The 21,123-nt window shown below is 70.8% G+C and carries 19 protein-coding genes and 2 pseudogenes; 8 read left to right on the forward strand and 13 right to left on the reverse strand.

Annotated features, from left to right (window positions below):
- Nucleotides 1–154: 154 nt before the first annotated feature.
- The 5 genes and pseudogenes from SPRI_RS03945 to SPRI_RS03960 all read right to left on the reverse strand — a co-directional run bounded on the left by SPRI_RS03945 (nucleotide 155) and on the right by SPRI_RS03960 (nucleotide 5,465).
- Complete coding sequence (locus tag SPRI_RS03945) at nucleotides 155–1,711, reverse strand: pectate lyase family protein (protein WP_005308540.1); 1,557 nt, start codon at nucleotides 1,709–1,711, stop codon at nucleotides 155–157.
- Nucleotides 1,712–1,839: 128 nt separating this feature from the next.
- Nucleotides 1,840–2,526, reverse strand: a pseudogene (locus SPRI_RS39125) (pectate lyase); the annotation flags it as partial.
- 99 nt (nucleotides 2,527–2,625) lie between these two features.
- Nucleotides 2,626–3,063 (reverse strand): annotated as a pseudogene (locus SPRI_RS39130) (RICIN domain-containing protein); the annotation flags it as partial.
- 680 nt (nucleotides 3,064–3,743) lie between these two features.
- Nucleotides 3,744–4,595 (reverse strand): GNAT family N-acetyltransferase, encoded by an 852-nt coding sequence (locus SPRI_RS03955; protein ID WP_005308544.1) that lies wholly within the window; start codon nucleotides 4,593–4,595, stop codon nucleotides 3,744–3,746.
- A gap of 12 nt (nucleotides 4,596–4,607) precedes the next feature.
- Nucleotides 4,608–5,465, reverse strand: coding sequence for an SMI1/KNR4 family protein (locus SPRI_RS03960; protein ID WP_106428384.1), 858 nt, complete (start codon nucleotides 5,463–5,465; stop codon nucleotides 4,608–4,610).
- A 536-nt stretch (nucleotides 5,466–6,001) separates the two neighbouring features.
- Between SPRI_RS03960 and SPRI_RS03970 the strand changes: the two genes are divergently transcribed.
- The gene (locus SPRI_RS03970; RefSeq protein ID WP_037773102.1) at nucleotides 6,002–6,499 is read left to right on the forward strand and encodes a DUF2975 domain-containing protein; all 498 of its coding nucleotides are present in this window, start codon (nucleotides 6,002–6,004) and stop codon (nucleotides 6,497–6,499) included.
- Nucleotides 6,499–6,768 carry a helix-turn-helix domain-containing protein gene (locus tag SPRI_RS03975; protein WP_005308552.1) on the forward strand — a complete coding sequence of 90 codons (270 nt, stop codon included), beginning with the start codon at nucleotides 6,499–6,501 and terminating at the stop codon, nucleotides 6,766–6,768. The genes SPRI_RS03970 and SPRI_RS03975 overlap by 1 nt, the downstream gene beginning before the upstream one ends.
- 120 nt (nucleotides 6,769–6,888) lie before the next feature.
- Here SPRI_RS03975 and lpdA read toward each other — a convergent pair whose 3' ends face one another.
- On the reverse strand, nucleotides 6,889–8,289 hold the full coding sequence (gene lpdA / locus SPRI_RS03980) for a dihydrolipoyl dehydrogenase (RefSeq protein ID WP_005308554.1): 1,401 nt from the start codon (nucleotides 8,287–8,289) through the stop codon (nucleotides 6,889–6,891).
- Nucleotides 8,290–8,542: 253 nt separating this feature from the next.
- Here lpdA and SPRI_RS03985 point away from each other — a divergent pair, with 253 nt between their 5' ends.
- Entirely contained in the window at nucleotides 8,543–9,400 is an 858-nt protein-coding gene (locus SPRI_RS03985) for an SDR family oxidoreductase (RefSeq protein WP_005308556.1), read from the forward strand.
- 71 nt (nucleotides 9,401–9,471) lie between these two features.
- Here the strand turns inward: SPRI_RS03985 and SPRI_RS03990 are convergent, their stop codons facing one another.
- Both SPRI_RS03990 and SPRI_RS03995 read right to left on the reverse strand, forming a co-directional pair.
- Nucleotides 9,472–9,981: a MarR family winged helix-turn-helix transcriptional regulator gene (locus SPRI_RS03990; protein WP_005308558.1), complete on the reverse strand. Its 510-nt coding sequence runs from the start codon at nucleotides 9,979–9,981 to the stop codon at nucleotides 9,472–9,474.
- 76 nt (nucleotides 9,982–10,057) lie between these two features.
- Nucleotides 10,058–10,426 carry a winged helix-turn-helix transcriptional regulator gene (locus tag SPRI_RS03995; protein ID WP_005308560.1) on the reverse strand — a complete coding sequence of 123 codons (369 nt, stop codon included), beginning with the start codon at nucleotides 10,424–10,426 and terminating at the stop codon, nucleotides 10,058–10,060.
- Nucleotides 10,427–10,486: 60 nt separating this feature from the next.
- Between SPRI_RS03995 and SPRI_RS04000 the strand changes: the two genes are divergently transcribed.
- Complete coding sequence (locus SPRI_RS04000) at nucleotides 10,487–10,915, forward strand: YybH family protein (RefSeq protein ID WP_037773103.1); 429 nt, start codon at nucleotides 10,487–10,489, stop codon at nucleotides 10,913–10,915.
- 76 nt (nucleotides 10,916–10,991) lie between these two features.
- Here the strand turns inward: SPRI_RS04000 and SPRI_RS04005 are convergent, their stop codons facing one another.
- Together SPRI_RS04005 and SPRI_RS04010 are read right to left on the reverse strand one after the other, a co-directional pair.
- Nucleotides 10,992–12,611, reverse strand: a complete 1,620-nt coding sequence (locus SPRI_RS04005; protein WP_050791679.1) for a cellulase family glycosylhydrolase — start codon at nucleotides 12,609–12,611, stop codon at nucleotides 10,992–10,994.
- A gap of 277 nt (nucleotides 12,612–12,888) precedes the next feature.
- Entirely contained in the window at nucleotides 12,889–13,134 is a 246-nt protein-coding gene (locus tag SPRI_RS04010) for a DUF6332 family protein (RefSeq protein ID WP_037773104.1), read from the reverse strand.
- 219 nt (nucleotides 13,135–13,353) lie between these two features.
- Between SPRI_RS04010 and SPRI_RS04015 the strand changes: the two genes are divergently transcribed.
- Nucleotides 13,354–14,700, forward strand: a complete 1,347-nt coding sequence (locus SPRI_RS04015) for a PP2C family protein-serine/threonine phosphatase (RefSeq protein WP_005308567.1) — start codon at nucleotides 13,354–13,356, stop codon at nucleotides 14,698–14,700.
- A gap of 194 nt (nucleotides 14,701–14,894) precedes the next feature.
- Nucleotides 14,895–15,512: an HAD family hydrolase gene (locus SPRI_RS04020; protein WP_037773107.1), complete on the forward strand. Its 618-nt coding sequence runs from the start codon at nucleotides 14,895–14,897 to the stop codon at nucleotides 15,510–15,512.
- A gap of 141 nt (nucleotides 15,513–15,653) precedes the next feature.
- On the opposite strand, the gene SPRI_RS04025 is transcribed toward SPRI_RS04020, so the two are convergent.
- Together SPRI_RS04025 and SPRI_RS04030 are read right to left on the reverse strand one after the other, a co-directional pair.
- Nucleotides 15,654–17,195, reverse strand: a complete 1,542-nt coding sequence (locus SPRI_RS04025; RefSeq protein ID WP_005308570.1) for a type 1 periplasmic-binding domain-containing protein — start codon at nucleotides 17,193–17,195, stop codon at nucleotides 15,654–15,656.
- Nucleotides 17,192–19,177 carry a hypothetical protein gene (locus SPRI_RS04030; RefSeq protein WP_005308572.1) on the reverse strand — a complete coding sequence of 662 codons (1,986 nt, stop codon included), beginning with the start codon at nucleotides 19,175–19,177 and terminating at the stop codon, nucleotides 17,192–17,194. The genes SPRI_RS04025 and SPRI_RS04030 overlap by 4 nt, the downstream gene beginning before the upstream one ends.
- A gap of 279 nt (nucleotides 19,178–19,456) precedes the next feature.
- Here SPRI_RS04030 and pyrF point away from each other — a divergent pair, with 279 nt between their 5' ends.
- Nucleotides 19,457–20,152, forward strand: coding sequence for an orotidine-5'-phosphate decarboxylase (gene pyrF, locus SPRI_RS04035; protein ID WP_005308573.1), 696 nt, complete (start codon nucleotides 19,457–19,459; stop codon nucleotides 20,150–20,152).
- Between the two features lie 62 nt (nucleotides 20,153–20,214).
- On the opposite strand, the gene SPRI_RS04040 is transcribed toward pyrF, so the two are convergent.
- A complete protein-coding gene (locus SPRI_RS04040; RefSeq protein WP_037773109.1) occupies nucleotides 20,215–20,616 on the reverse strand; it encodes a YunG family protein in 402 nt (133 codons plus the stop codon).
- A 126-nt stretch (nucleotides 20,617–20,742) separates the two neighbouring features.
- On the opposite strand from SPRI_RS04040, the gene SPRI_RS04045 reads away from it, so the two are divergent.
- On the forward strand, nucleotides 20,743–21,039 hold the full coding sequence (locus tag SPRI_RS04045; protein ID WP_037773110.1) for a hypothetical protein: 297 nt from the start codon (nucleotides 20,743–20,745) through the stop codon (nucleotides 21,037–21,039).
- Nucleotides 21,040–21,123 lie beyond the last annotated feature (84 nt).

Raw genomic sequence — 21,123 nt, forward strand, 5'->3', positions numbered from 1 at the left:
CCGGCACGAACACGCAGGTGGTGGGGCCCGATCGGGCCTGTGCAGACGCGAGGCACCTGGGTCGGCACGGTCAGGTCTCTCGCGGTCACCTCGCGCGGACGCGGCAGTCCGGCGGGTCCGGGGAGGCCGGACCCGCCGGACGGAGGAGCGTCCGCTATCCGGCGTAGGTCTCGAACTCGGCGACCCGGGGCGTGCCCGTCGAGCCGGTGATCTCGAAGGTGATCTTCTGAAGAGTGGTCCGGGGGATGGTGATGAGGCCCGCACCGCTTCCGGAGGTCAGCACGGCGCCGGTGTCGTGGTTGACGACCCGCCAGGATCCGATGCTGCCCACGGAGCCGGAGGCCTCCCGGATGTTGATCTGCGACACCGTGGTGGCGGAGCCCCACTTGACCGAGACGGAACCGGTCGAGCCGGCCGGCGACCAGTAGGTGTTCATGTCACCGTCGCGCACGTTGCCGTAGCTCGTGCCGTCGGCCTTGCTGGTGCCGTCGGAGCCGGCCCCGAGGCTGAGGTTGGTACCGCTGGGCTGGGTCGGCGCGGGCGTGGTCGGGTCCGGCGCGGGGGTCGTCGGGGTGGGGGCGGGGGTGGTCGGGTCCGGCGTCTGCGGCGTGCAGTTGCCGTCCGACACCCGCAGTCCCTTGTTGGCGCCCGCCGTCTGGCTCACGACTCCCGGCACACAACTGGCGCCGTCGAGGCTGTAGGAGTACGGGATGCTGACCGTGGTGTTGGACTTCGGGTCCGGTCCTGCGGGGTTGTTGTCGCTGCCCGGGCTCGACCAGGTCACGTTGTCGAAGATGTTGCCGCCGACCTGCCAGTAGCCGGCCGCGTCGGTGTAGAAGGTGCCGAGGACGTCCTTGGAGTCCTCGAAGTAGTTGTTGTCGACCTTGGCGCGGGCCCCGGCGCGGGAGTTGATGCCGGACTCGTTGAGGCTCTTGTAGTGGTTGTTGTACATGTGGCCGATGCCGCCACGCAGCAGGGGCGCACGGGAGTCGATGTTCTCGTACAGGTTGTGGTGGTAGGTGACGTAGCCGTTGGACACGTCGCTCTCGCTGGAGCCGACGAGACCGCCGCGGCCGGAGTTGCGCAGGATGCTGTAGGACAAGGTCACGTACTGGGTGTTGTCCTTCATGTCGAAGAGGCCGTCGTAGCCCTCCGACTCACCGCCCGACGCCTCCAGCGTGGTGTGGTCGACCCAGACGTTGCGCACGCCGCTCTCCATGCCGATGGCGTCGCCGCCGTTGGAGGTGGGCGAGCCCGACTTCTTGACGTTCTTGACGGTCACGTTCTGGATGATGATGTTGCGGGCCTCACGGATGTGGATGCCCACCTGGTCGAAGACGGCTCCGCCGCCGACGCCGACGATCGTGACGTTGCTGATCTGCTTGAGCTCGATCACGCCGTCGGCGGTGTTGCAACTGGCGCCCGACACCTTGCTGGTGTTGCCGTGGTTGATGGTCCCCTCGACCTGGATGGTGATCGGGGTGCTGCTGCTGGCCCGGTTGCACAGGGCCGTGTGGATCGCGGTCCCCGTGGTGGCCCGTACCGTCTGGCCGCCCGCACCACCGGTGGTCCCGCCGTTCTGGGTGGCAAAGCCGGTGGCGCCGCCGGTCGCCGCCGACGCCTCCGGCGTCGACAGAGCCACACCGGCCGCGGCCGCGAGGGCGCCTGTGGCCAGCGCGGCGGAGAGTCGTAGTGCGACTGGATGTTTCATTCTCGCCTCACGTTTCGGTTTTGAATGCTGGGGTGTTCCGGTGCGTGCCGTGCTCGTCCGGTTGCCGGCCCGGGGTCTTCGGGCCGTGGGTGCCGAGGACCCCGGGCCGGGACGGCGGACCGCCGGGGTCAGTCGGCGTAGCGGATGTCCGACGAGGTGTAGAGGCAGTGCGTGCCGTCGGCTCCTGTGCCGATCTTGGTCGGCTCGCCGCTCGTCGTGCCTCTGTACTTCGTGCAGATGTCGATGTCGCGGCCGGAATCCCCGTGGATCGTGATGCCGGAGAACCGCGCCGTGTCCCCGTAGTTGGTGTTGATGCCGACCAGGGTGTCGCCCGGAGCGGTGACCACGGTGTCGAGGACCTGGATGTGCCGGGCGTACTGCGTGGAGCAGTTGCCGCAGGAGCGGACCAGCTTCCCGAAGTCCTGGACCTGGAAGTTCTTGATGATCAGGGTGCCGGCGCCGTTGTGCTGGAAGACCTTGTCCGCCGCCTTCCTCGCTCCGCCGCCCTCGACCGTGCGGACCGTCGAGGAGGAGCTGCCGCGGAAGGTCGCGGCGTCCTCGCCGACGTCCTCCCACCAGACGTTCTTGAGCGTGCAGGTGCCGTCGCAGTGCACGCCGTCCGCGGCGGGGGCGCCGAGAATGACGTTCTGCAGGGTGGCGCCGTCCGCGAGCCGGAGCATCGGTGGCTGGCTCTCGCTCTGGCCGTCGCTGCCCAGGTCACCGCTGCCGTACAGGCGCTTCATGCCACCGTCGTAGGTGCCGGTGACCGAGATGGTGGAGGACACCGCCTGGCTGCCGTTCGCCGTCGGCCAGGATCCCGGAGGGTCGGTCGGGTCGGTGGGCGGGTCGGTCGGGTCCGTGGGAGGGTCGGTCGGGTCCGTGGGAGGGTCCGTGGGGACCGTGCCCGACGCGGTGAGGGTCCACTTCTTGCTGGTCACCGAGTCGCACGAATTCTGCTGGACCAGGGCGCCGGCGGCCTTCGAACTGTCCTTGACGTTCAGGCACTTGGCGCCGTTGCCGTTGACGACCTGATAGGTGTCGCCACTGACCTGCGTCAGCTTCCAGACCTGGGTCGCCGTGCTGCTGCAGCTCTGCTGCTCCACCGGCTTGCCTGCACTGGTGGAGGCGTCCCGCACACCGGCGCACTTGGAGCTGTGGGCGGCGGTCAGTGTGTAGCCGCTGCCGGAGACCGCGAGCTTCCAGGTCTGGGCGGCCGCCCCGTTGCAGGTGTTCTGCACGAGTTGGACGCCGGCGGAGGTGTTCGCTCCGGGCACCGCCAGGCACAGTCCGCTGTTGGCGTTCTTCAGGCTGTACGACCCGGCCGCCGCGGCGGCCGACGCGGTGCCGGTCATCCACAGCGCGGTCAGGCCCCCGGCGACCAGGGCGGTGACTGCAGCGACGGAGGCGGCGGCGCGACCGCGCCTTCTTCGATGGGTGTTCCGTGTGCTCACTTGGCGTTCCTTTCACCGCTCGCGGCGTGGCCGCGGTACCTCGGAGGTGGTGGGGGTGGCAGTGCGGAGACCGTCACGGACTCGAGCGAGCTTGTTCCGCACACTGAACGTTGTTCGTGTACGAGAACTGCGGAGGAAGGTACGCCACGACTGACGGTCGGCCAATACGTCAACCGGTTCAGCCAGGTCTCCGGATGGACCCGCTGATGGTGCGACCCAGAGTGGCGGCAGGGTGTGGGCATGTCAATAACTCTCGCAAGCGCTTTCTATATATCGGTTTCGGTACTGTGTTCCGTCCGCTGAACAATCATCAGGCTGAACGGGAAGCTGAAGGGGACGCGCAAACGACCCGTCAGCACGGGGGCGGAGGACTGGGTCCGGCGCCCGATCCGGACCCGACCCGGGGTGACGGAGCAGCGTGAGGTGATGGACGCGGGCGCGAGCGCGTGTCGTTCCGGACCGGATCGCGGTGGGGGCCGCCGGGCGCCCCGTCCCTTTCAGGCGGCCGCCGTCACCGCCCGTGTGCGTATCTTCAGGCGGCCGCCGTCACCGCCCGCGTGCGTACCTTCAGGCGGCCGACTTCACTGCCCGCGTGCCGGCTGGTTCGCGATCAGCAGGGTCGTTCCGGCCGCGCGGAACCCGAGGCGGGCGTAGATGCGGGCCACCGTCTCCTGCGCGTAGGCGAGGAAGACCGTGCGTACACCGTGGTCGCGAGCATGCATGGCCGCGACTGCCATGACAGCCGCGCCGAGACCCTGGCGGCGGGCGGTGGGGAGGGTGCCGATGCCGCCGATCTCGGTGGTGCCGTCGGCCGCGTGGTAGTGGCCTGCGGCCAGCGGAGTGCCGTCCGGGGCGAAAGCGGCGATCAGCCTCTTGTGACCCGCGCGAAGTGACGGGCGGATCGTTGCCGGCGTGCCGTCGGCCACGAGCTTTTCCGCCGCCGCCGCCAGCTCCGCCGGGCCCGCCTCCCCCATCGACGTCCCCTCTGCCGCGAAGGCCAGTCCAGGCAGGGCGAGCACCGCGGGCAGAGCGGGATCGTCGGCGTCCACGGCACGGATCGTGACACCGGCGGGAAGGGGCGGGGCGGGCAGCGGCCGGTGTGCGTCGAGGACCATCAGCGGGCGTTCCGCGACCGGGAGTCCCTCTTCCTCGATGCGTCCGCGCAGGGCGGGCGTCACCTCCGCGAGCCACTCGAAGGCTTCGGGCACACCGAGTTCCCGCTGCCGGGCGCGTACGAGCGCGATGTCGGCGACGGAGGCGGTGACAGAGCTCGTCGAGGCGGGGCGGGCGTGGGAGGGGCCGCCGTAGTAGGGCGCGCCCGGCGCCTTTCGCACGAAGAGGCGCAGGGTCCCGAACTCTTCGGCGTCGGCGAAGAGCAGGGGGACGGTCGCGTAGTACCGCTCTATACGGTCACGCAGGGACGACTCGCTCATGGGCGTATCCCATCACGGGTCCGTGACCGTGCTCCATTCCGGCAACGGCCTCCCGTCCGCGGCCATGATCCCGAGGACCTGACATCCCATGAGTTCCACGGCGGCGAAGAGGCGCCGGCGGACCTGCTCGGCGTCCTCGGGCGGGAAGTCGACGCGGACCTGGTGAGGGCAGGACATGTCGTAGGTGAGCAGCCAGTCGGTCCCGACGGTCGCGAAGTGGTCCTGCCCCTGCTCGCCCGTCTGCGACCGCCAAGCGCCACGGTCGGAGGTCGGGGCCAGTGACTCACGGAGGAGGCGCAGGCGTTCGGGGTGCGTCAAGGGGCCCTCCGACAGGCGCAGACACCGGTGGGTGCGGCGACGGAAGGCGTTGAACCACGGCGCGAGGTCCGGCTCCATGTCTCCGAGAAGGCCGGAGCCGACATGCCCACCGACCCAGCCCTCGATGAATGCGGCCGCCCCGAGGGGATGGGCCTCGTAGCGGCCGTCCCTGTCCCACACCACGACGGTCCAGTCCTCCGCAGACCCGTCGGTGAGCCAGCAGAGCCTGTCGGCGTCCGGCGTGGCACCCCAGAGCAGCAGCGCACCCGCGGCCGGATGCAGCGGATACGGGTAGCGCTCCCGGTCGCGGCCGGGTGATCCGGAGAGGTGTCCGCGCTGCCACTCGATGCCGTTGTGCGGGCTCGTGCCGAAGGGCGTCCGAAGGTAGAGGAAATCGCAGAACTCCCCCCAGCCGTAGGTGCCGACCAACCACTTGTAGTCGTCGGGCAGCCGCACACCCGAGGCGCTCTCGGCAGCGGTCCAGTCCCCGCGCGCGTCGACCGGCACAGCCGGCGGCGGCACGAGCCGCGTCAGGCCGCCGTACCCGGTCACGGCAGGTCCCGCGGTACGAGTGCCACCGCGAAGGGCGTGCCGGTTCGCCACGCGAACGCCGTCCGCTCACGCACCACGCGCAGGGGACGGGGCCGGTGGCCGGGGCCCCCGTAGCGACCCGTGCGGAAGCGCACGCCCGCGTTCAGCAGCACCACGGGCGTCCGCCCGGCGGCGGCGTCACGCCGTCGCGGCGGAGCGAAGGCCGACCCCGCACGGATCATCCGCCGCGAACAGCGCGGGCGACTCCGCCACCGGTCGCCGCCGTGCTGGTGCTTGTGCGAAGCCCGGCAGGGCAGGCAGACGCACGACGTCCTCGAATGAGCCATGCAGGGAGAGTAGACATCCGCGCGGGTCGAGATCGACCGGCTTTTCCAGGGGCGGCGGACATGACCGACGGCCGAGCCCCGCCGGTCGGGCGAGGGGCGCGGCCGAGCGACGGGCGCGGCCGGGAGAACCACCTGCCCAGCAGACCCGCAACTTGTCACACCTATCGAATCTCGATAGATTTCCATCGCAGTTCGATTGAAGGGGAAGCGATGGGAAAGTTGACAGTGCTGGCGCTGCGCGCCGTGATCGTGGCACTGCTCGCCGGTTCGGTGTTCGTGCAGGCGGTGATGGTGCCACTGCTGGCCATCGACATGAGAGAGCTCGACGCGGACGTCGCGCACCTGCGCACCCCGGTCCTCGTGATCATGGTGCTGGGCATCGTGACGGTCCAGGTCGTACTGGTCTGCGTGTGGCGCCTGGTGACGATGGTGCGGCGCGGAACACTGTTCTCCCACGCCGCCTTCCGGTACGTCGACATCGTGATCGGCGCTGTCGTGGCGGCCGCGCTCCTGGTGTTCACGCTCGGCGTGGTCCTGGCGCCGGGCGAAGCCGTCGCCCCGGGCATCGTCCTCCTGGTGGGCGGGGCCGGCCTCGCGGTCCTGGGCGTCGCGCTCGTCGTGCTCGTGATGCGGATGCTCCTCGCCCAGGCCGTCGACCGCGACGTCGAGGCGGCCCGGATGAAGGCCGAGCTGGACGAGGTGATCTGATGCCGATCGCCGTCGACATCGACGTGATGCTCGCCAAGCGCAAGATGTCCGTGGGCGAGCTCGCGGAACGCGTCGGGATCACCCCCGCCAACCTGGCGGTACTCAAGAACGGCCGCGCCAAGGCGGTGCGCTTCGCGACGCTCGCCGCGCTCTGCGAGGCGCTCGACTGCCAGCCGGGAGACCTGCTGCGCTGGGAGGCCGACGGCGCCACGGACGGCCGGCACGACGGTCAGCTGACGCAGCAGGCGGCCGAGGCGGCTGACAGCTGACAGCCGGGCTTACCCGGTGGACGGCTGACGGCTGACGACCACTGAGGCGGCTGACGGCTGACGCAGCCGGGCTGACACCGTGGACGGCTGACGCCGAGGACGACCGACGCGACGGGCGGGCTACATGTTGATCATGTGGCCCGCCAGCCCGTGGACCGCTTCCTTCACGGCCTCCCCCAGCGTGGGGTGCGCGTGCACATTGCGGGCGACCTCGTGCACCGTCAGGTCCCACTGCTGGGCCAGCGTCAGTTCCGGCAGCAGCTCGGTGACCTCCGGGCCGATGAGATGGGCCCCCAGCAGCTCCCCGTGCCGGCCGTCGCTGAGGATCTTCACGAAACCGGACGGGTCACCGAGCCCGTGGGCCTTGCCGTTGGCGCTGAACGGGAACTTCTGCACCTGCACGTCGAAGCCCTGCTCACGCGCCTGCGCCTCGGTCCAGCCGAAACTGGCGATCTGCGGCTGGCAGTAGGTGGCACGCGGGATCATGACGTAGTCGAGCTCCATGGTCTCCGCGTCCGCGATGGTCTCGGCGGCCACCATGCCCATGGCCTCGGCCGCGTGCGCCAGCATGAGCCGTGCCGTGACATCGCCGATCGCGAAGATGTGGGGGACGTTCGTGCGACAGCGCGCGTCGACCTCGACCGCCCCGCGATCGGTCAGGCGTACGCCGGTGTTCTCCAAGCCGTAACCGGTCACCCGCGGCTGGAAGCCGATGGCCTGGAGCACCTTGTCGGCCTCGAGGACCTGACGCTGCCCGCCCGTCGTCACATGCACCCGCACCTGCGGGCCCTCGTCGTTGATCGCCTCGACCCTCGTGGACGTCAGGACGTTGACGCCCAGCTTGCGGTAGCGGCGGGCCAGTTCCGCGGAGACCTCCTCGTCCTCCAGCGGAACGACCCGGTCCATGAACTCCACCAGCGTGACCTGCACGCCGTAGTTGTGCAGCACGTACGCGAACTCGACGCCGATGGCCCCCGCACCGGCGATGATGATGCTCCCCGGCAGCCGGTCGGCGAGGATCTGCTCCTCGTACGTCACCACCCGCTCGCTCAGGCTCGTACCCGGGAGCAGCCTCGTCGTCGCGCCGGTGGCGAGGATGCAGTGATCGAAGCCGACGGTCTGCTCCGTGCCGTCGGAGCCCCGGACCCGCATGGTGTTGGCGTCGGTGAAGACGCCTGTTCCGTCGAACTCCGTGATGCCGTTCTTCTTCATCAGGTAGTGCACGCCCCGGACGCGCCCGTCGGCGACCTTCCGGCTCCGGAGGAACGCCTCCCGGTAGTCGAAGGCGACCTGCCCCTCGACGCGGATCCCGAAGGTCTTCGCCTCGTGGGTGAACAGGTGGGCCAACTCGGCGTTGCGCAGCAGTGCCTTCGAGGGGATGCACCCCACGTTGAGGCACACACCGCCCCAGTACCGCTCCTCCACCACCGCGACGGACATCCCCAGTTGGGCGCAGCGGACCGCCGCCGTGTAGCCGCCAGGACCGGCCCCGAGAACCACGACATCGAAGTGTGCACTCATACCCGCACAATACGGGCGAGGGCCTCGCGAGCGGCGCATCGCCGTGCGGCATGTGGCCGCGCGACCCTCGGCCGGGCACCGCGCCGGCCGGCCCCCGTACGCGCTTTTCGCGCCCGCGACCGGCGCCCGTCACGGTCGGAGCCCGCGACCGGCCCGGGGCTACTGAAAATTAAGCTGCGTGACGCAGCTTCTGCGTGTCACAGTCCTATCGGCAGGGGACGCCTGCCGTCCGCACCTTCGTAAGGACCACTTCATGACCATCCTTGTCACCGGAAGCCGCGGCAAAGTCGGCTCCGCCCTTGTCACGCTCCTGCACCGGCAAGGGCTGCGCGTACGAGCCGGGTCCGCGAGCCCCGGCGACCTCACGTTTCCCGCGGACGTGGAGACCGTGCGATGCGCCCTCGACGACCCGTCGACGTTTCCGGCAGCCCTCGACTCCGTGACCTCCGTCTTCCTTTACGCCGAGCCGTCGCACACCGACGCCTTCGTCGCACAGGCCCACGCGGCCGGTGTCGGGCACATCGTGCTGCTGTCGTCCAGTGCCGTCATGAGCTCGGACGCGGCCGACAACCCGATCGCCGCCTCCCACCTCCTGGCCGAGCAGGCACTGGCCGCCGGCCCGGTCGAGGCGACCGTCCTCCGCCCCGGAGCGTTCGCGGGCAACGCCCTCCAGTGGGCGGGTGCGCTGCGCTCGACCGGCGCCCTGGACCTGCCGTACCCGCAGAGCCACGGCGACCCGATCCATGAGGACGACATCGCGCGGGTGGCGGCGGCAGTGCTCACCGGGCAGGGACCACGCGGCGGCACCCACCATCTGACCGGGCCGCAGTCCATCACCTTCGCCGAGCAGATCGCGACGCTTTCACGAGCAGCCGGCCGCACCACGCCCGTGGACATACGAACAGTGACCCGCGAGCAGTGGCTGGAGTCCGTGTCCGCTTTTTTGCCCGGGGAGTTCGCCCGGGCGCTGCTCGACCACTGGGCCTCGACGGACGGTTCGCCCGCGGTCCTCACCCGGACCGTCGAGGAACTGACCGGCCGCCCCGCCCGCACGTTCGGCGAGTGGGCGGAGGAACACGCCGATGCCTTCCGTGTGGAGCAAACGACGTGAGGTGTCCGGCCCCGGGGGCAGCCCGGAGAGCGCTCACCGGTCCCACGCGGCCTACCCGAACGCGCCGGCGCCTAGAGGGCGAGGTCGCCGCCGCGCAGTCGCTCCATCTGGGCCGCCGACAGTTCGGTGGTACGCCGCATGTAGCCGATGAGCAGGGCGATCTCGTCGTCGTCGTACCCGTCGAACATCGCCGTGTACGCGCCGTTCAACCGCTGCCACAGCGCGCCGAACTCCGCCATCCGCTCGGGCACCGTCCGCACCAGGACCCGTCGGCGGTCCTTCGTGTCGCGCTCGCGGGTGACATGGCCGGAGCGCTCCAGGCGGTCGACGAGGCGCGTGGCCGAGCCGGTGGTCAGGCCCGTCAGCTCGGCGACGCGGCCGGTGGTGACCGGCTCCTCTTCCAGGCCGAGGAGGTTCAGGCACTGAAGGTCGGTGGGGTGGAGTCGCAGATGGTCGGCGACCGCCTGGTTGAACAGGGCGTACGAGGCCATGTAACGGCGCGAGGCGGTGCGCAGCTCGTCCATGAGACGGGCCCGCCCGGCGTCCTTTGCCGTGGGGAGCGGTTCGTCCTTCTGCGTCATGCAGAAAGTGTAGGGCGCAGCTTCGGGCGCACACGCCGCACGTCCCGGGACTCCGAGGGCCGCTGCGCCGCCGGCTTCAGGGCAGTTCCGTCCGGTACTCGCTCAGGCGCAGCAGTTCTTCGCCCGTGGCATACAGCTCGACGAGCAGCGACCGCAGCGACCGGCCGGCCTCCGTCAGCGCGTACCGCGTGCGCACGGGGAAGCCGCGCCTGCGTTCCACCCCCACCAGACCTCTGTCCTCGAGCGCTCGGAGCCGGTCGGTCAGCACTTTCGCCGACAGTTCGGGGAACAGTGCCCGCAGTTCCATGAAGCCGCGAGGGCCGCCCATCAACTCCCTCAGCAGCAGTGTGGTCCAACGGCCCGAGACCGCCGCGAGGGCGACCTCGACAGGGCAGTCGGCCTCCGGCCGCCGGGTGCGGCCCCGCGGACCGGGTACCAGCTCCACGTCCCACCCGGTGTGGGTTTCCGTTTGGTTACCTGCTTCCGCGGGCTGTTCGCTTGCCACATGACGCATCCCACCAGTGTGCCCCTGGCGACCCGCGCCGCCGAACACCCGTACGCCTTCGAGCGGGCGTTCAACACCTTCGATCCGACGATCCTCGACCAGCTCTACGAGCCCGGTGCGGGCTTCGTGCCGACGCCCGGCCACATGGTCACCGGAACAGACCGCCTCCGCGCCAACGGGGAGTTCCTGCGGCTGCGCGTCCCGATCCGGGTGACGCCACGTCAGACGTACGTCGTCGGTGATCTGGCGCTGCTGATCGTCGACTTCGTCATCGCCGGCAGCGCGCCCGACGGTGACGAGGTACGGATCGAGGGCACCGCGACGGACGTGGCCCGCCGTGGCGCGGACGGGTTCTGGCGCTACGCCATCGACAACCCCTTCGGGGTGGCTCGGAGCACCGAACCGGGCCGGGACCCGGTTCCGGGCTGAGCGACCCCGCCAGAAGGCAGGGGTCGCTCAGCCCGTCCGGCCGCGGGAGTCAGGATCCCGCGGCCGGACGGTCGGGTCACGCGACGGCGCAGGTGGTGCCGTCGAGCGTGAAGGCGGCCGGCGCGGAGTTGGCGCCGCCCTTGGCGCCGGTGAAGCCGAGGGTCACCGAACCGCCTGCGGGGATGTGGGAGGTGTAGGACGCGGGGGTGACGCTCACCGTGCCGCCGTCCTGGGCCGGGGTTCCGCCCCACATGTTGGTGACGCGCTGGCCGTCGGCGAAGCGGAAGACGAGCGTCCAGCCGCTGACGGCGGCGGCACCGGTGTTGCGCACGGCGATCTCGCCCTGGAAGCCGCCCGGCCACTCGTTGACGACGCGGTACCCGACGGCGCAGCCCGCGCCGGGGGTGCCGCCTTCGTCGGTGGTGACGCTCACCGTCGCCGATCGGGCCGAGCGGTTCCCGGCCGCGTCGCGGGCGTGGACGGCGAAGGTGTACGCGGTGCCGGCGGTGAGGCCGGTCACCGTGGCGGTGGTGGTCGAGGAGGAGGCGACCTTGGTCTCCGAGTCGCCGTCGACGGTGACGACGTCGTATCCGGTGACGCCGACGTCGTCGGTGGCGGCGGGCCAGGTGAGGGTGGCCGAGTCCGCGGTCACGGCGGAGGCGGTCGGGGCGCCGGGGGCGGTCGGGGCCCGGGTGTCGCCCGGGTCGCCGCCGAAGACGGTGGCCTCACGAGAGGTCGCGGCGATGCCGTTCGCGCCGTGGAAGATGCGCTCGCCCCAGGAGCTGAGCCGGCTCGGGTCGAAACCGATGGCCAGGTCGAGGACAGGGTCGGTGTTGCCGCTCCAGGACCATGCGAGGTAGCCGAGCCGGAGCTGCTCGGCGGCGGCCATCATGGTGTCCTCGTCCGGGTCGCCCCACTGGTCGGCGGGGCCTCCGAACTCACCGATGAGGATGGGCAGTCCGGCGTCGACGAACGCGTTCAGGTAGTCGGTGATCTCCTGGGCGGTGTCGAAGACGCTGTACATGTGGATCGAGAAGATCAGGTTCCCGGTGGGGTCGGCGTCGTACACGGACCGGGCGTTGGCCCGCATGACTCCCTGCCAGTCCTGGCCCCAGTTGGGCGCGTCCACCATGATCGTGTGCTCGAAGCCGGCGCTGCGGAGTTTCTTGACGGCTGCGGTCGTGGGCGCGGTCCAGCCCGCGGGGTCGGTGTTGCCCCAGGGCTCGTTGCCGATGTTGATGACGACGTAGTCCTCTTCGCCGGTGAGCACGTCGCGCAGACCGATCCAGTAGTCGGCCGCCTGGTCGAGCGTGCCGGCCGCCGCCTCCTCGCCGTAGCCGGTGGTGTCGTGCACCTCCAGCACGCAGATCAGCCGGTTGGCCTTGCAGTCCGCGACGACGGCCGCCACGTCCGCGGGGCTGTTCTCCGTCCAGCGGTGACCGCTCGAGAGAACGACCCGTACGGTGTTGGCGCCCAGCGCTTTGATGTCGGCCAGGGACTGCGTCTCGCCCGGGTACCAGGTGTGGGCGTGGTTGACGCCGCGCATGACGAAGTCGTTGCCGTTGCCTTCGACGAGCCGGCCGTCGCTGATGTGGAGCCCGGGGGCAAGGACATCGGACGGCTGGGCCTGCGCGGCGGTCGCGCCGAAGGGGCCGGGCAGGAGCAGGGCGACGACCGCGGCGAGTCCGGCCAGCAGGGCGAGGACGGAGGTTCGCGGCGTGGCGCTTCGTGCAGCACGCGCCGTAGCGCCTCCTGCCGTGCTTGTTGCCCTGCCGGCGGTCGCGCTTCCGGTAGCGCCTCTGCTCGTGGTGCGTGTTCCTGTCGTGCTTCTTGCTGTTCTCACTGCGACTCCAGGAGTGGGGGTCAAGAAACGAGGACATCGGACCTATGGGAGCGCTCCCATGAAGCCATGAGGTCAGGAACACGTCAAGATGTCGTGCGCGTCGGTGGAGCTTCGGCCGCGCTGCCGTACGTCAGCGGCGCCGAGCCGCGTGTCGCCACAGGACATGGACGACGCGGACCCCTGCGAGAGCGCCGGCGACCACGGTTCCCGCGGCAAGCAGGAACGTCTCGACGGCCGGAGGGAGGGACCAGACGACGGCAGGCCCGGCAACGGCCGCGAACACCACGCCGCCCAGGAAGCACGCGCTGAGCAGGGCGTAGCCGATCTCGACCGTGATGTCGTCCCGTTCCGCCTGGCTCCGCCGACCTGTCCCCATCGCCCAAGGATGGCACTCCGCCCCCTGCAGGTCCACGAGTTCGGCCCGGCCCGGCGGTGCCTGCCGTCGCTTGCGGCAGGGATGTGCAAAGGTCGACGTTGCTGCACCGGCGGGGCCGGTGACATCGCTGTCGCGCCTTGTGGGACGGGCCGTACGGGTGGGTCCGGCCGGCACGGCGAGGCAGCCGGTGGTGGCGTACGGAGGTGAGGGAAGACCGTCATGGCGGCAGGCGAAGGAGCCTCGGGGCCGGAGCGCGACCTGCGGTGGCGCCCGGACACCCAGTTGGAGGAAATCGCCGCGCAGCTCCAGGAGTTGTCGCGCGTGAAGGACCGGATGCAGGGCCTGTTGGACGCGGTGCTCTCGATCAGCCGGGAGCTGGAGCTGTCGGAGGTTCTGCACCGCATCGTCACCACCGCGATGGAACTGGTCGGCGCCCGCTACGGGGCGCTGGGGGTCCTGCACCGGTCCGGCCGCTCCCTGGAACAGTTCATCACCGCCGGTCTGTCCGACGAGGAGCGCGCACGGCTCGCCGGGATCGACTTCCCGCGCGGCCGCGGGGTGCTCGGCCACCTGATCCACCATCCGGAGCCGCTGCGGGTCGAGAACATCGCCGCACACCCCTCCTCGGTCGGCTTCCCGCCGGGGCATCCCCGGATGGGCACCCTCCTCGGGGTGGCCGTCAGTGTCCGGGGCAAGATCTACGGCGACCTGTACCTGTCGGAACGCCACGACGGCCGGCCGTTCGACCGCGAGGACGAGGCCGTCATCGTCTCGCTCGCCGCCGCCGCGGGCATCGCGATCGAGAACGCCCGCCTGTACGGCAGTGTCCGCGACTCCGCGGAACACTTCCAGCGCCTGTTGCTTCCCACCCTGTCCGACCTCAGCCCCTTCCAGGGCGCGGCCGTCTACCGGCCCGCCGCCGACCCGGGCCGTCTGGGCGGGGACTGGTACGACGCCATCCTGCTGCCCGACAACGTCTGCGCCGCGGTCATCGGAGACGTCCTCGGGCACGACCTGCTGGCCGCCGCCGCCATGGCCCAGACCCGCAACATGCTGCGCGCCCTGCTGTACGACCGGCGGACACCACCGAGCGGGATCTTCAGGCAGCTGGACGACACCCTCGACGCCATCACCGATCTCCCGATCACCACCGCCTGCCTGGCGCGCATCGAGGCGCAGGGCACCGGCTACAGGGTGCACTGGAGCTCCGCGGGTCATGTCGCTCCCCTGGTGGTCCACCCCGACGGCCGGACCGAGTACCTGGACGCGGAGCCGGGACTGCCCCTGGGTGTCGACCCCGGGCAGCACCGTCCCGACCACGTCCGGGTGCTGCCGGCCGGCAGCACCCTGGTGCTGTTCACCGACGGGCTCGTCGAACATCCCAGCCATTCGATCGACTACGGCCTCGACCGGCTCGCCGAGCTGGCCGGCGCCCGCCCCGGCCTCCCGCTGGAGGATCTCGTGCGGACGCTCATCGACAACCACCCCGGCGAGGGGCACGACGACATGGCCGTCCTCGCCGTACGCACGCCGTCCCCGGGGGCCGGCCCGGACCGGGTCGGGTAGCCGCGGTCCGGCTCTTGCCGGCACTCGCCCCGGGTGCGGGGTGCACACCGGGTGGCTCCGCGCCACAGGGCTGTCACAAGCCCCGGGGACCGCTTGACCCGGCTCCGTGGTCAGGGCCGACAGTGGTGTGGAGATCACTTGCGCGAAGGATTCCGTGCCCGGTGGTCCGGCACGGGACGAAAAGGGGGCCCGCAATGACCATGACCTGCGTCATTCTCGACATCGGCGGCGTACTGGAGATCACCCCGGAAACGGGATGGGTGCAAGAGTGGGAGCAGCGGCTCGAGTTGCCGTCGGGCACGGTGAACCGGCGGCTGGGCGACGTGTGGCGGGCGGGAGGCCTCGGGAGCATCAGCGAACGCGAGGTGCACGAACAGGTGGCGGCCCGTCTGCATCTGGACGCGCCTCAGGTCGAAGCCTTCATGGCTGATCTGTGGACGGAGTACCTGGGCACGCCGAACGACGAACTCATCGCCTGTGTGCGAGACCTGCGGGGCCGGTGCAGGCTGGGCATCCTGAGCAACAGTTTCGTCGGCGCCCGGGAGCGGGAGACGTCGCTGTACCACTTCGACGAACTGGTGGAACAGATCGTCTACTCGCACGAGACCGGCATCGGCAAGCCCGACCCGCGAGCCTTCGAGGCCGCGTGCGCCGGTCTGGGCGTGCGGCCCGAGGACTGTCTGTTCATCGACGACGTCGCGGTCAACATCGAGGCTGCTCGGGCCGTCGGAATGAAGGGCCACCTGTTCCAGGACAACGTCCGGACCATCGCCCGCATCGCGCGTCACGTGAACACGGCGGTCCTCATGTGAACGCGGCGGTCCCGGTTGCGGGCCCGGCCCCGTCCGGGCGCAGGGGCGCACCGATGGGCGGGCACAGGAGCGTTCGGCGCTGAGCGACATGGTCCGCGGCGGCCGGGCTCCCCTCCTCGGGCGTCCGGCCGCCGTGCCGTGTCAGGTGCGGCTCGCGGTGCAGTCCGCGGGTGTGGGCCGGCCGGTCGGCCAGGCCAGGCCGACGAACCGGATGCGGCCGGGTGCGTCGGGGGCGAGTTCCACCACGGAGACCGCCTTGTTGTAGGGGTTTCCGTAGTTGTCGAGGCAGATCCAGCCGCTGGCGCCGTCGACCTTGCCCATGCCGTGCAGCCGCAGCCACGCGTCGCTGATGCGGCCGAGGGTGGGGATGACGGGGTCGCCGTCGTCGCGCATCCGGATGGCGGTGATCGCGGTGAGACCGGCGTCGTAGAAGGTGATGGTCCGCGAGTCGGTGAGTTCCACCGGGCCGATGTTCCCGATCTCCTTGCCGTTCGCCAGCTCGGCGAGGGTGCGGTAGGCGGCGGCCGAGCCGCCGGTGGCGGGCGCCTCGGGACCGGTCCAGGCGTCGGGATGGGCGACGGCGGCGTACTGGAGGGTCACGCCTTTACGGAAGGCGTCCCAGTCGAGGAGCTTGTCCGAGGAGAGCGTGGAGGCGCCGGAGCCGGTGATGACGGTGTACTTCTTCTCGGTGCAGCCCCGGTTGCCGAGTTCGTTGACGAACTGCCGCAGCTGGACGGGGCGTCCGGCGAAGTAGATGACCTTGGCGGCCGAGGTGCAGATGGTGTCGACCATCTGGTCGAAGGCGTTGGCGGTTGTGCCCTCCTCGTGGAACTCCTCGGGCGCGCGGTACTGCTCCGGCGCGCGGGGAGAACCGAGGGTCCGCTCGGCGAAGGCCCGCTTGAGCGCGTCGACGTAGTTGTCGCCGGTGCGGATGTCCTCGACGACCAGGGTGTGCTTCGGGTCGATGTTCTTGTTGAAGTGGGACAGGGCCCTGGCCTGGTCGGTCGTCGTGGGCACGACCCGGGCGAGGCCCGGGTACGCGTCGGGCCGCTGGGGGCTGTTGCCCGAGTCGTCGGCGGTGATGGGACCGCCGACGACGGGAATGCCGAGCTCCCGGGTGAGATGGCCGATGGCTGCCTGGGTGGTGGCGGTGGAGACGTCGAAACCGATCACGGCCCGCAGGTTGTCGGTCCCGGACTCGGACATGGCGCCGAGCTGATCGGCGACGGGCTTCCAATGGGTGTGGCTGCGGCCCGGGTTGGCGAGCAGGAGGCGTATCGCCGGCTTCTTGCTGTTGGAGTCGTGGTTGGCTCGGAACTGCGCGAGGTAGGCGCCCTGCACCTCGTGGAGGGTCTTCTGCTGTTCGAAGACCTGGGCGGGCGCCATCGGCAGCATCACGGCGACGGAGACGTGCGGTTCGTCCTTGATCCGGTCGTTCTCCGCCTTGATCCGCGCGCTGACCTCCTTGAGGTTCGCGGCGAAGACGAAGCTGCCGTCGGTGACGCCCGTGCATTCCCGGGCGCCTTCGGGGCCGCGTTCCTCGATGCCCTTCCCGCAGGCCGGATCCGGCCGGAGGACGACGATGCCGGTCCACACGGCGGCGCCGAGCACGGCCAGGGCGACGGCCAGGGCGGCCGCCTTGGTGAGCGGTCCGCCGGGGAGTCTTGCGATGAACGACGTCATGACGCGGCACCTTCCTGGACGGGCAGGTCGGGAGCCTGTACCCCGGCCCGCAGACGGGCCGGCCAGGCGGCGGACGCCTCGCGGTAGGCGGCGTGCGCGGCCTTGTTGCCGTACAGCGTCTCCAACGCGATGCGGACGGTGGTCAGTTCGTCCTCGCGAGGGGCGAGGGTGAGCGGGTCGGACAGCCGCCGGAGCAGGGGCACCAGGCAGGCCACGGCTTCGTGGTGCGGGCCCGGGACGTCGCTCCCGCAGGCCGTGCACGACAGGGTGGGGCCCCCGGCGGGGGGTTCGTAGCCGTCGCGCGGGTGGGGGGCGGCGCAGATGAGGTTGAGCGAGGTCAGCCACTCGGCGGGCGGGGCCACGGTGAACCGGTGGTGCAGGACGCACACCACCTCCTCGACCCGGCCGAGGGCGAGCGTGTGGTGCAGGTAGGTGTCGCTGCGCGGGTCGCACAGGGAACGCAGGCGCAGGTGGGTGTCGCGCCAGCGCTCGTGGGTGGTGGTGGCGGCGAGCCGGTGGCGCAGCAGCAGATCGAGCGCACGGTCGCCGTCGAGGAAGGAGCGCGTACGGTACTCGTCGGCCTCGCGGACACGGGCGGCGACCAGGTCCTCGGAGTGGTCCTCCGGGTGGGCGAAGGTCCACAGTCCGCGCCGGGTGCGCGGGTCGGCCGCGGCCGACAGCAGCACCAGGCGCTCCCGCATCACAGGGTCCGGCAGCAGCTTGGCGAGGAGGGCGGGTGCCGCCTCGTCGAGGAGTTCGCCGCTGCGTATCGTGCCCGCCTCCTGGACGCGCCGCACGGCCGTGTCCGCGAGGATGCGGGCGCTCGCCGCGCGGCCGCCGCTGTAGCGGGCGACGACGCGGGGCAGATGGTCGGGGTAGTCGACGGCGCTGAGCATCTCCGCGATGTGGGCCCGTTCGATGTCGGGGATGCCCAGCACCAGGGGCCGGGCCTGCGGTACGGCGTCGCCGCCGACCTCGCTGAGCGGTGGGTGCCGGTGACCGTTGCCGAGCAGGGTGGCAAGGACGACGGGCCGCGTCGGGTCCTTGCCCGGGGCGCCGTGGCCGGTGTCGAGCAGGTCGAGGAAGACGCGTCCGACGTCGGTGTGGGCATTGTCGAGGAGCAGCAGCGGCCTGGGCTTCTTGTTGAGCCGGCGCAGTGTGCCGTAGTTCGCGTCGATGTCGTCGAGGAGGGCTGCGACGAGATGTTCCTCGGCGGTGCGCCGGCGGTCGTCGAGCCTGCGGAAGCCGCGGACGAACTGGAAGAGCCGTTGCAGCGAGTCGCCCTGGTAGCCCTGGGAAGCGTGCAGCCGTCCGCCCCACCACGCCAGCGCCCCCTTGTCCGGTTCGCTCTTGACGAGCTGCGCCCGGGCGGTGTCGAGGACGATCCCGGCGATGGTGTCGAGGCCGGGGACGGCGGACAGGACCAGCGGGAGGTTGTCGGCGACGACGTCGAACCAACGGCCGAGGCTTTCCCTGCGGCGCCGTACGTCGGGGTCCTCCGCGGTGATGAGGGTGCGCAGATCGGCCTCCGCCCGGCGCAGGTCGGGCGGCCGCACATCGGTGCCGTCGCTGTTCAGCGGACGCCAGGCGGTGACGACGAGCAGACCCAGCGACAGCCGCGGAAAGGTCATCGGCCTCCCGAAGTGCCGTACCTCCAGGCCGAGTTTGTAGGCGAGGAGATACAACAGGTGGGTGATGCGGGAGGCGTTGGGGACGTCGTCGTCGCCGTCGGCGATGCCGGGCTCACCGAAACCGGGAGCCTCGAGGTCGACCCGCGCCAGCGGCACCCGGCCGTTGTACGCGTCATGGACGGCGCCCAGCAGAGCGGTCCTGCCGCTCCCGCGTCCGCCGACGATCCGTATCACGGGCGCGCCTTTGGGATACGCGAAGGGGACCTGGTACCCGTCCTTGTGGTGCAGTCCCACCAGCCGGGGGACGAAGCCTTCCTGCAGGGCCTGCTGACCGTACAGTCTCCCGCCCATGGCGCTCCCCCGCCTCCCCCTGCCAGCCGCGCATCATGAGATCAACTCACCGTGCACAGAGGGAACTTACCCGACCGATGCCTGCACGGCAGAGGGTTGAGGCACGAACAGTTCGACCGTCCGACGCCCCCTCGCCGCGGACGGACGCGGTCCGGACGGACGCGGTCCGGACGGACGCGGGACGAACAGGGCACGGTCCGGACGGACGCGGGACGAACAGGGCACGGTCTGAACGGTCATGATCCGGACGGGCATGATCCGGACGGGCACAATGACGCCATGGAGCCGAGCAGTCAGATCATCGTCGCCCTCGATTGCGACAACCGTGCGACCGCGGAAGACATCGTGGCGCGGCTGGGCGACGAGTGCCGTTTCTACAAGGTCGGCCTGGAGCTGCTGACAGCGGTCGGCCCCCGCTTCGTCGAGCACCTGGTGGCGCAGGGCAAGGAGGTCTTCCTGGACCTCAAGCTCTTCGAGATTCCGAACTCGGTGGCGGGTGCGGTGCGGGCGGCGGGGACTCTGGGCGTCTCGATGGTGACCGTGCACAGCATGGGCGGTGCGGGCATCATGAGGGCCGCCGTCGATGCCGCCGCCGGTTTCCCCGGCCTGCGCGTCCTCGCCCTGACCGTGGTCACCAGCATGACCGACGCGGATCTCGCCGACATCGGTGTCGACGACCCGGCTCAGCAGCAGGTGCTCCGGCTGGCGCGACTGGCGGACAAGGCCGGCTGCCACGGTGTGATCGCCTCACCTCAGGACGTCGAGACGCTGCGGAGCGAGCTGGGCGCCGACGCCCTGATCGTCACGCCCGGAGTCGCTTTGCCGGGCGAGTCACCGGCGGAGCACGCGCGGACCGATTCGCCGCGTGCCGCCATCGCCGGCGGCGCCTCCCATGTCGTCGTGGGCCGCGCGGTCACACGCGCCACGGACCCGGCGGCCGCGTTCCGGGCCGTCCGCGCCGACATCGCCCCGTAGCGGGCGCTCCCGCACGTACGGCCCGGTCCGGCAGGCCCTCCGGGCGCCCGCCCGGCGGGGGCCTACATCGTCGCCTGCTGCTCCTCGAGCTTGCCCATCACCCGGGTACGGAGGAGTTCGTACTCCTCGCGGAGCCGCCGCCACTCGGTGACGGGCGGGCGGGGAACGACGATTCCGCCGGTGACGGTCTCCTCCGGCCGGAACTGTTCCCGGGTGAGGTCGATCTCGATGCCCATGCCGAGGCGGTTCCACCAGTGGTAATCCACCCGCACTTCGTCGACGTGGACCTCTCCTCTGATCAGCTCACCTCCCAGCAGGTCGTTGACGACCATCGCGGTCACCCCGCACTGGTCCCGGGCCGGGTTGTCAGGCGTCCAGCGCGCCCGGAACTCGGGCGTGCACGTGTCGGCACCCCAGCTGCCGCGGACGGCTCGTTCTATGTCGGTGAGACGCAACGGTGTCATGGCGGTGATCCTCGCAGCCGCCACCGACAACGGTCACTCACCGCACGCACCCGCCGCGAAGTGCGAGAACGGTGTAGTCAGGCGTGCGACCGGCGTGCCATGATCCCGCCACCAGGAAGGCGAAACATGACTCTGTATCTCGGTATACCGCTCGGCCTGATGGCGTTGCTCGTCGCTGTCAGTGGGGTGGCCGCGCTCCGTTCGGGCTGGCTGCTGCCCGTGCAGCGGAAGTACGTCGTCCGTCCGCATCTCTTCGGGTGGGCGCAGTTGGCGATCGCGCTGGCGCTCGTCATCCAGGTCGCGGGCGCCGTGCTGGTCGAGGCCGGCGGCCTCCGTTCCGCCGTCACGATGGCCGGCACCGCGGTGCTGCTGGCCGGCGTGCTGCTGATCGTGCAGGCACAGCGGCCGGCGCGCGGCCGCTGAGCACGCTCCTCCGCGTTCCGCCGTCCCGCGTTTCCGGCTGCCCCCGAGGGCCTGATCCGAGAAGACCGTCAGGCCCGGCAGCCA

Source organism: Streptomyces pristinaespiralis (genome assembly GCF_001278075.1).
In the GTDB taxonomy this organism is placed as follows: Bacteria; Actinomycetota; Actinomycetes; order Streptomycetales; family Streptomycetaceae; genus Streptomyces; species Streptomyces pristinaespiralis.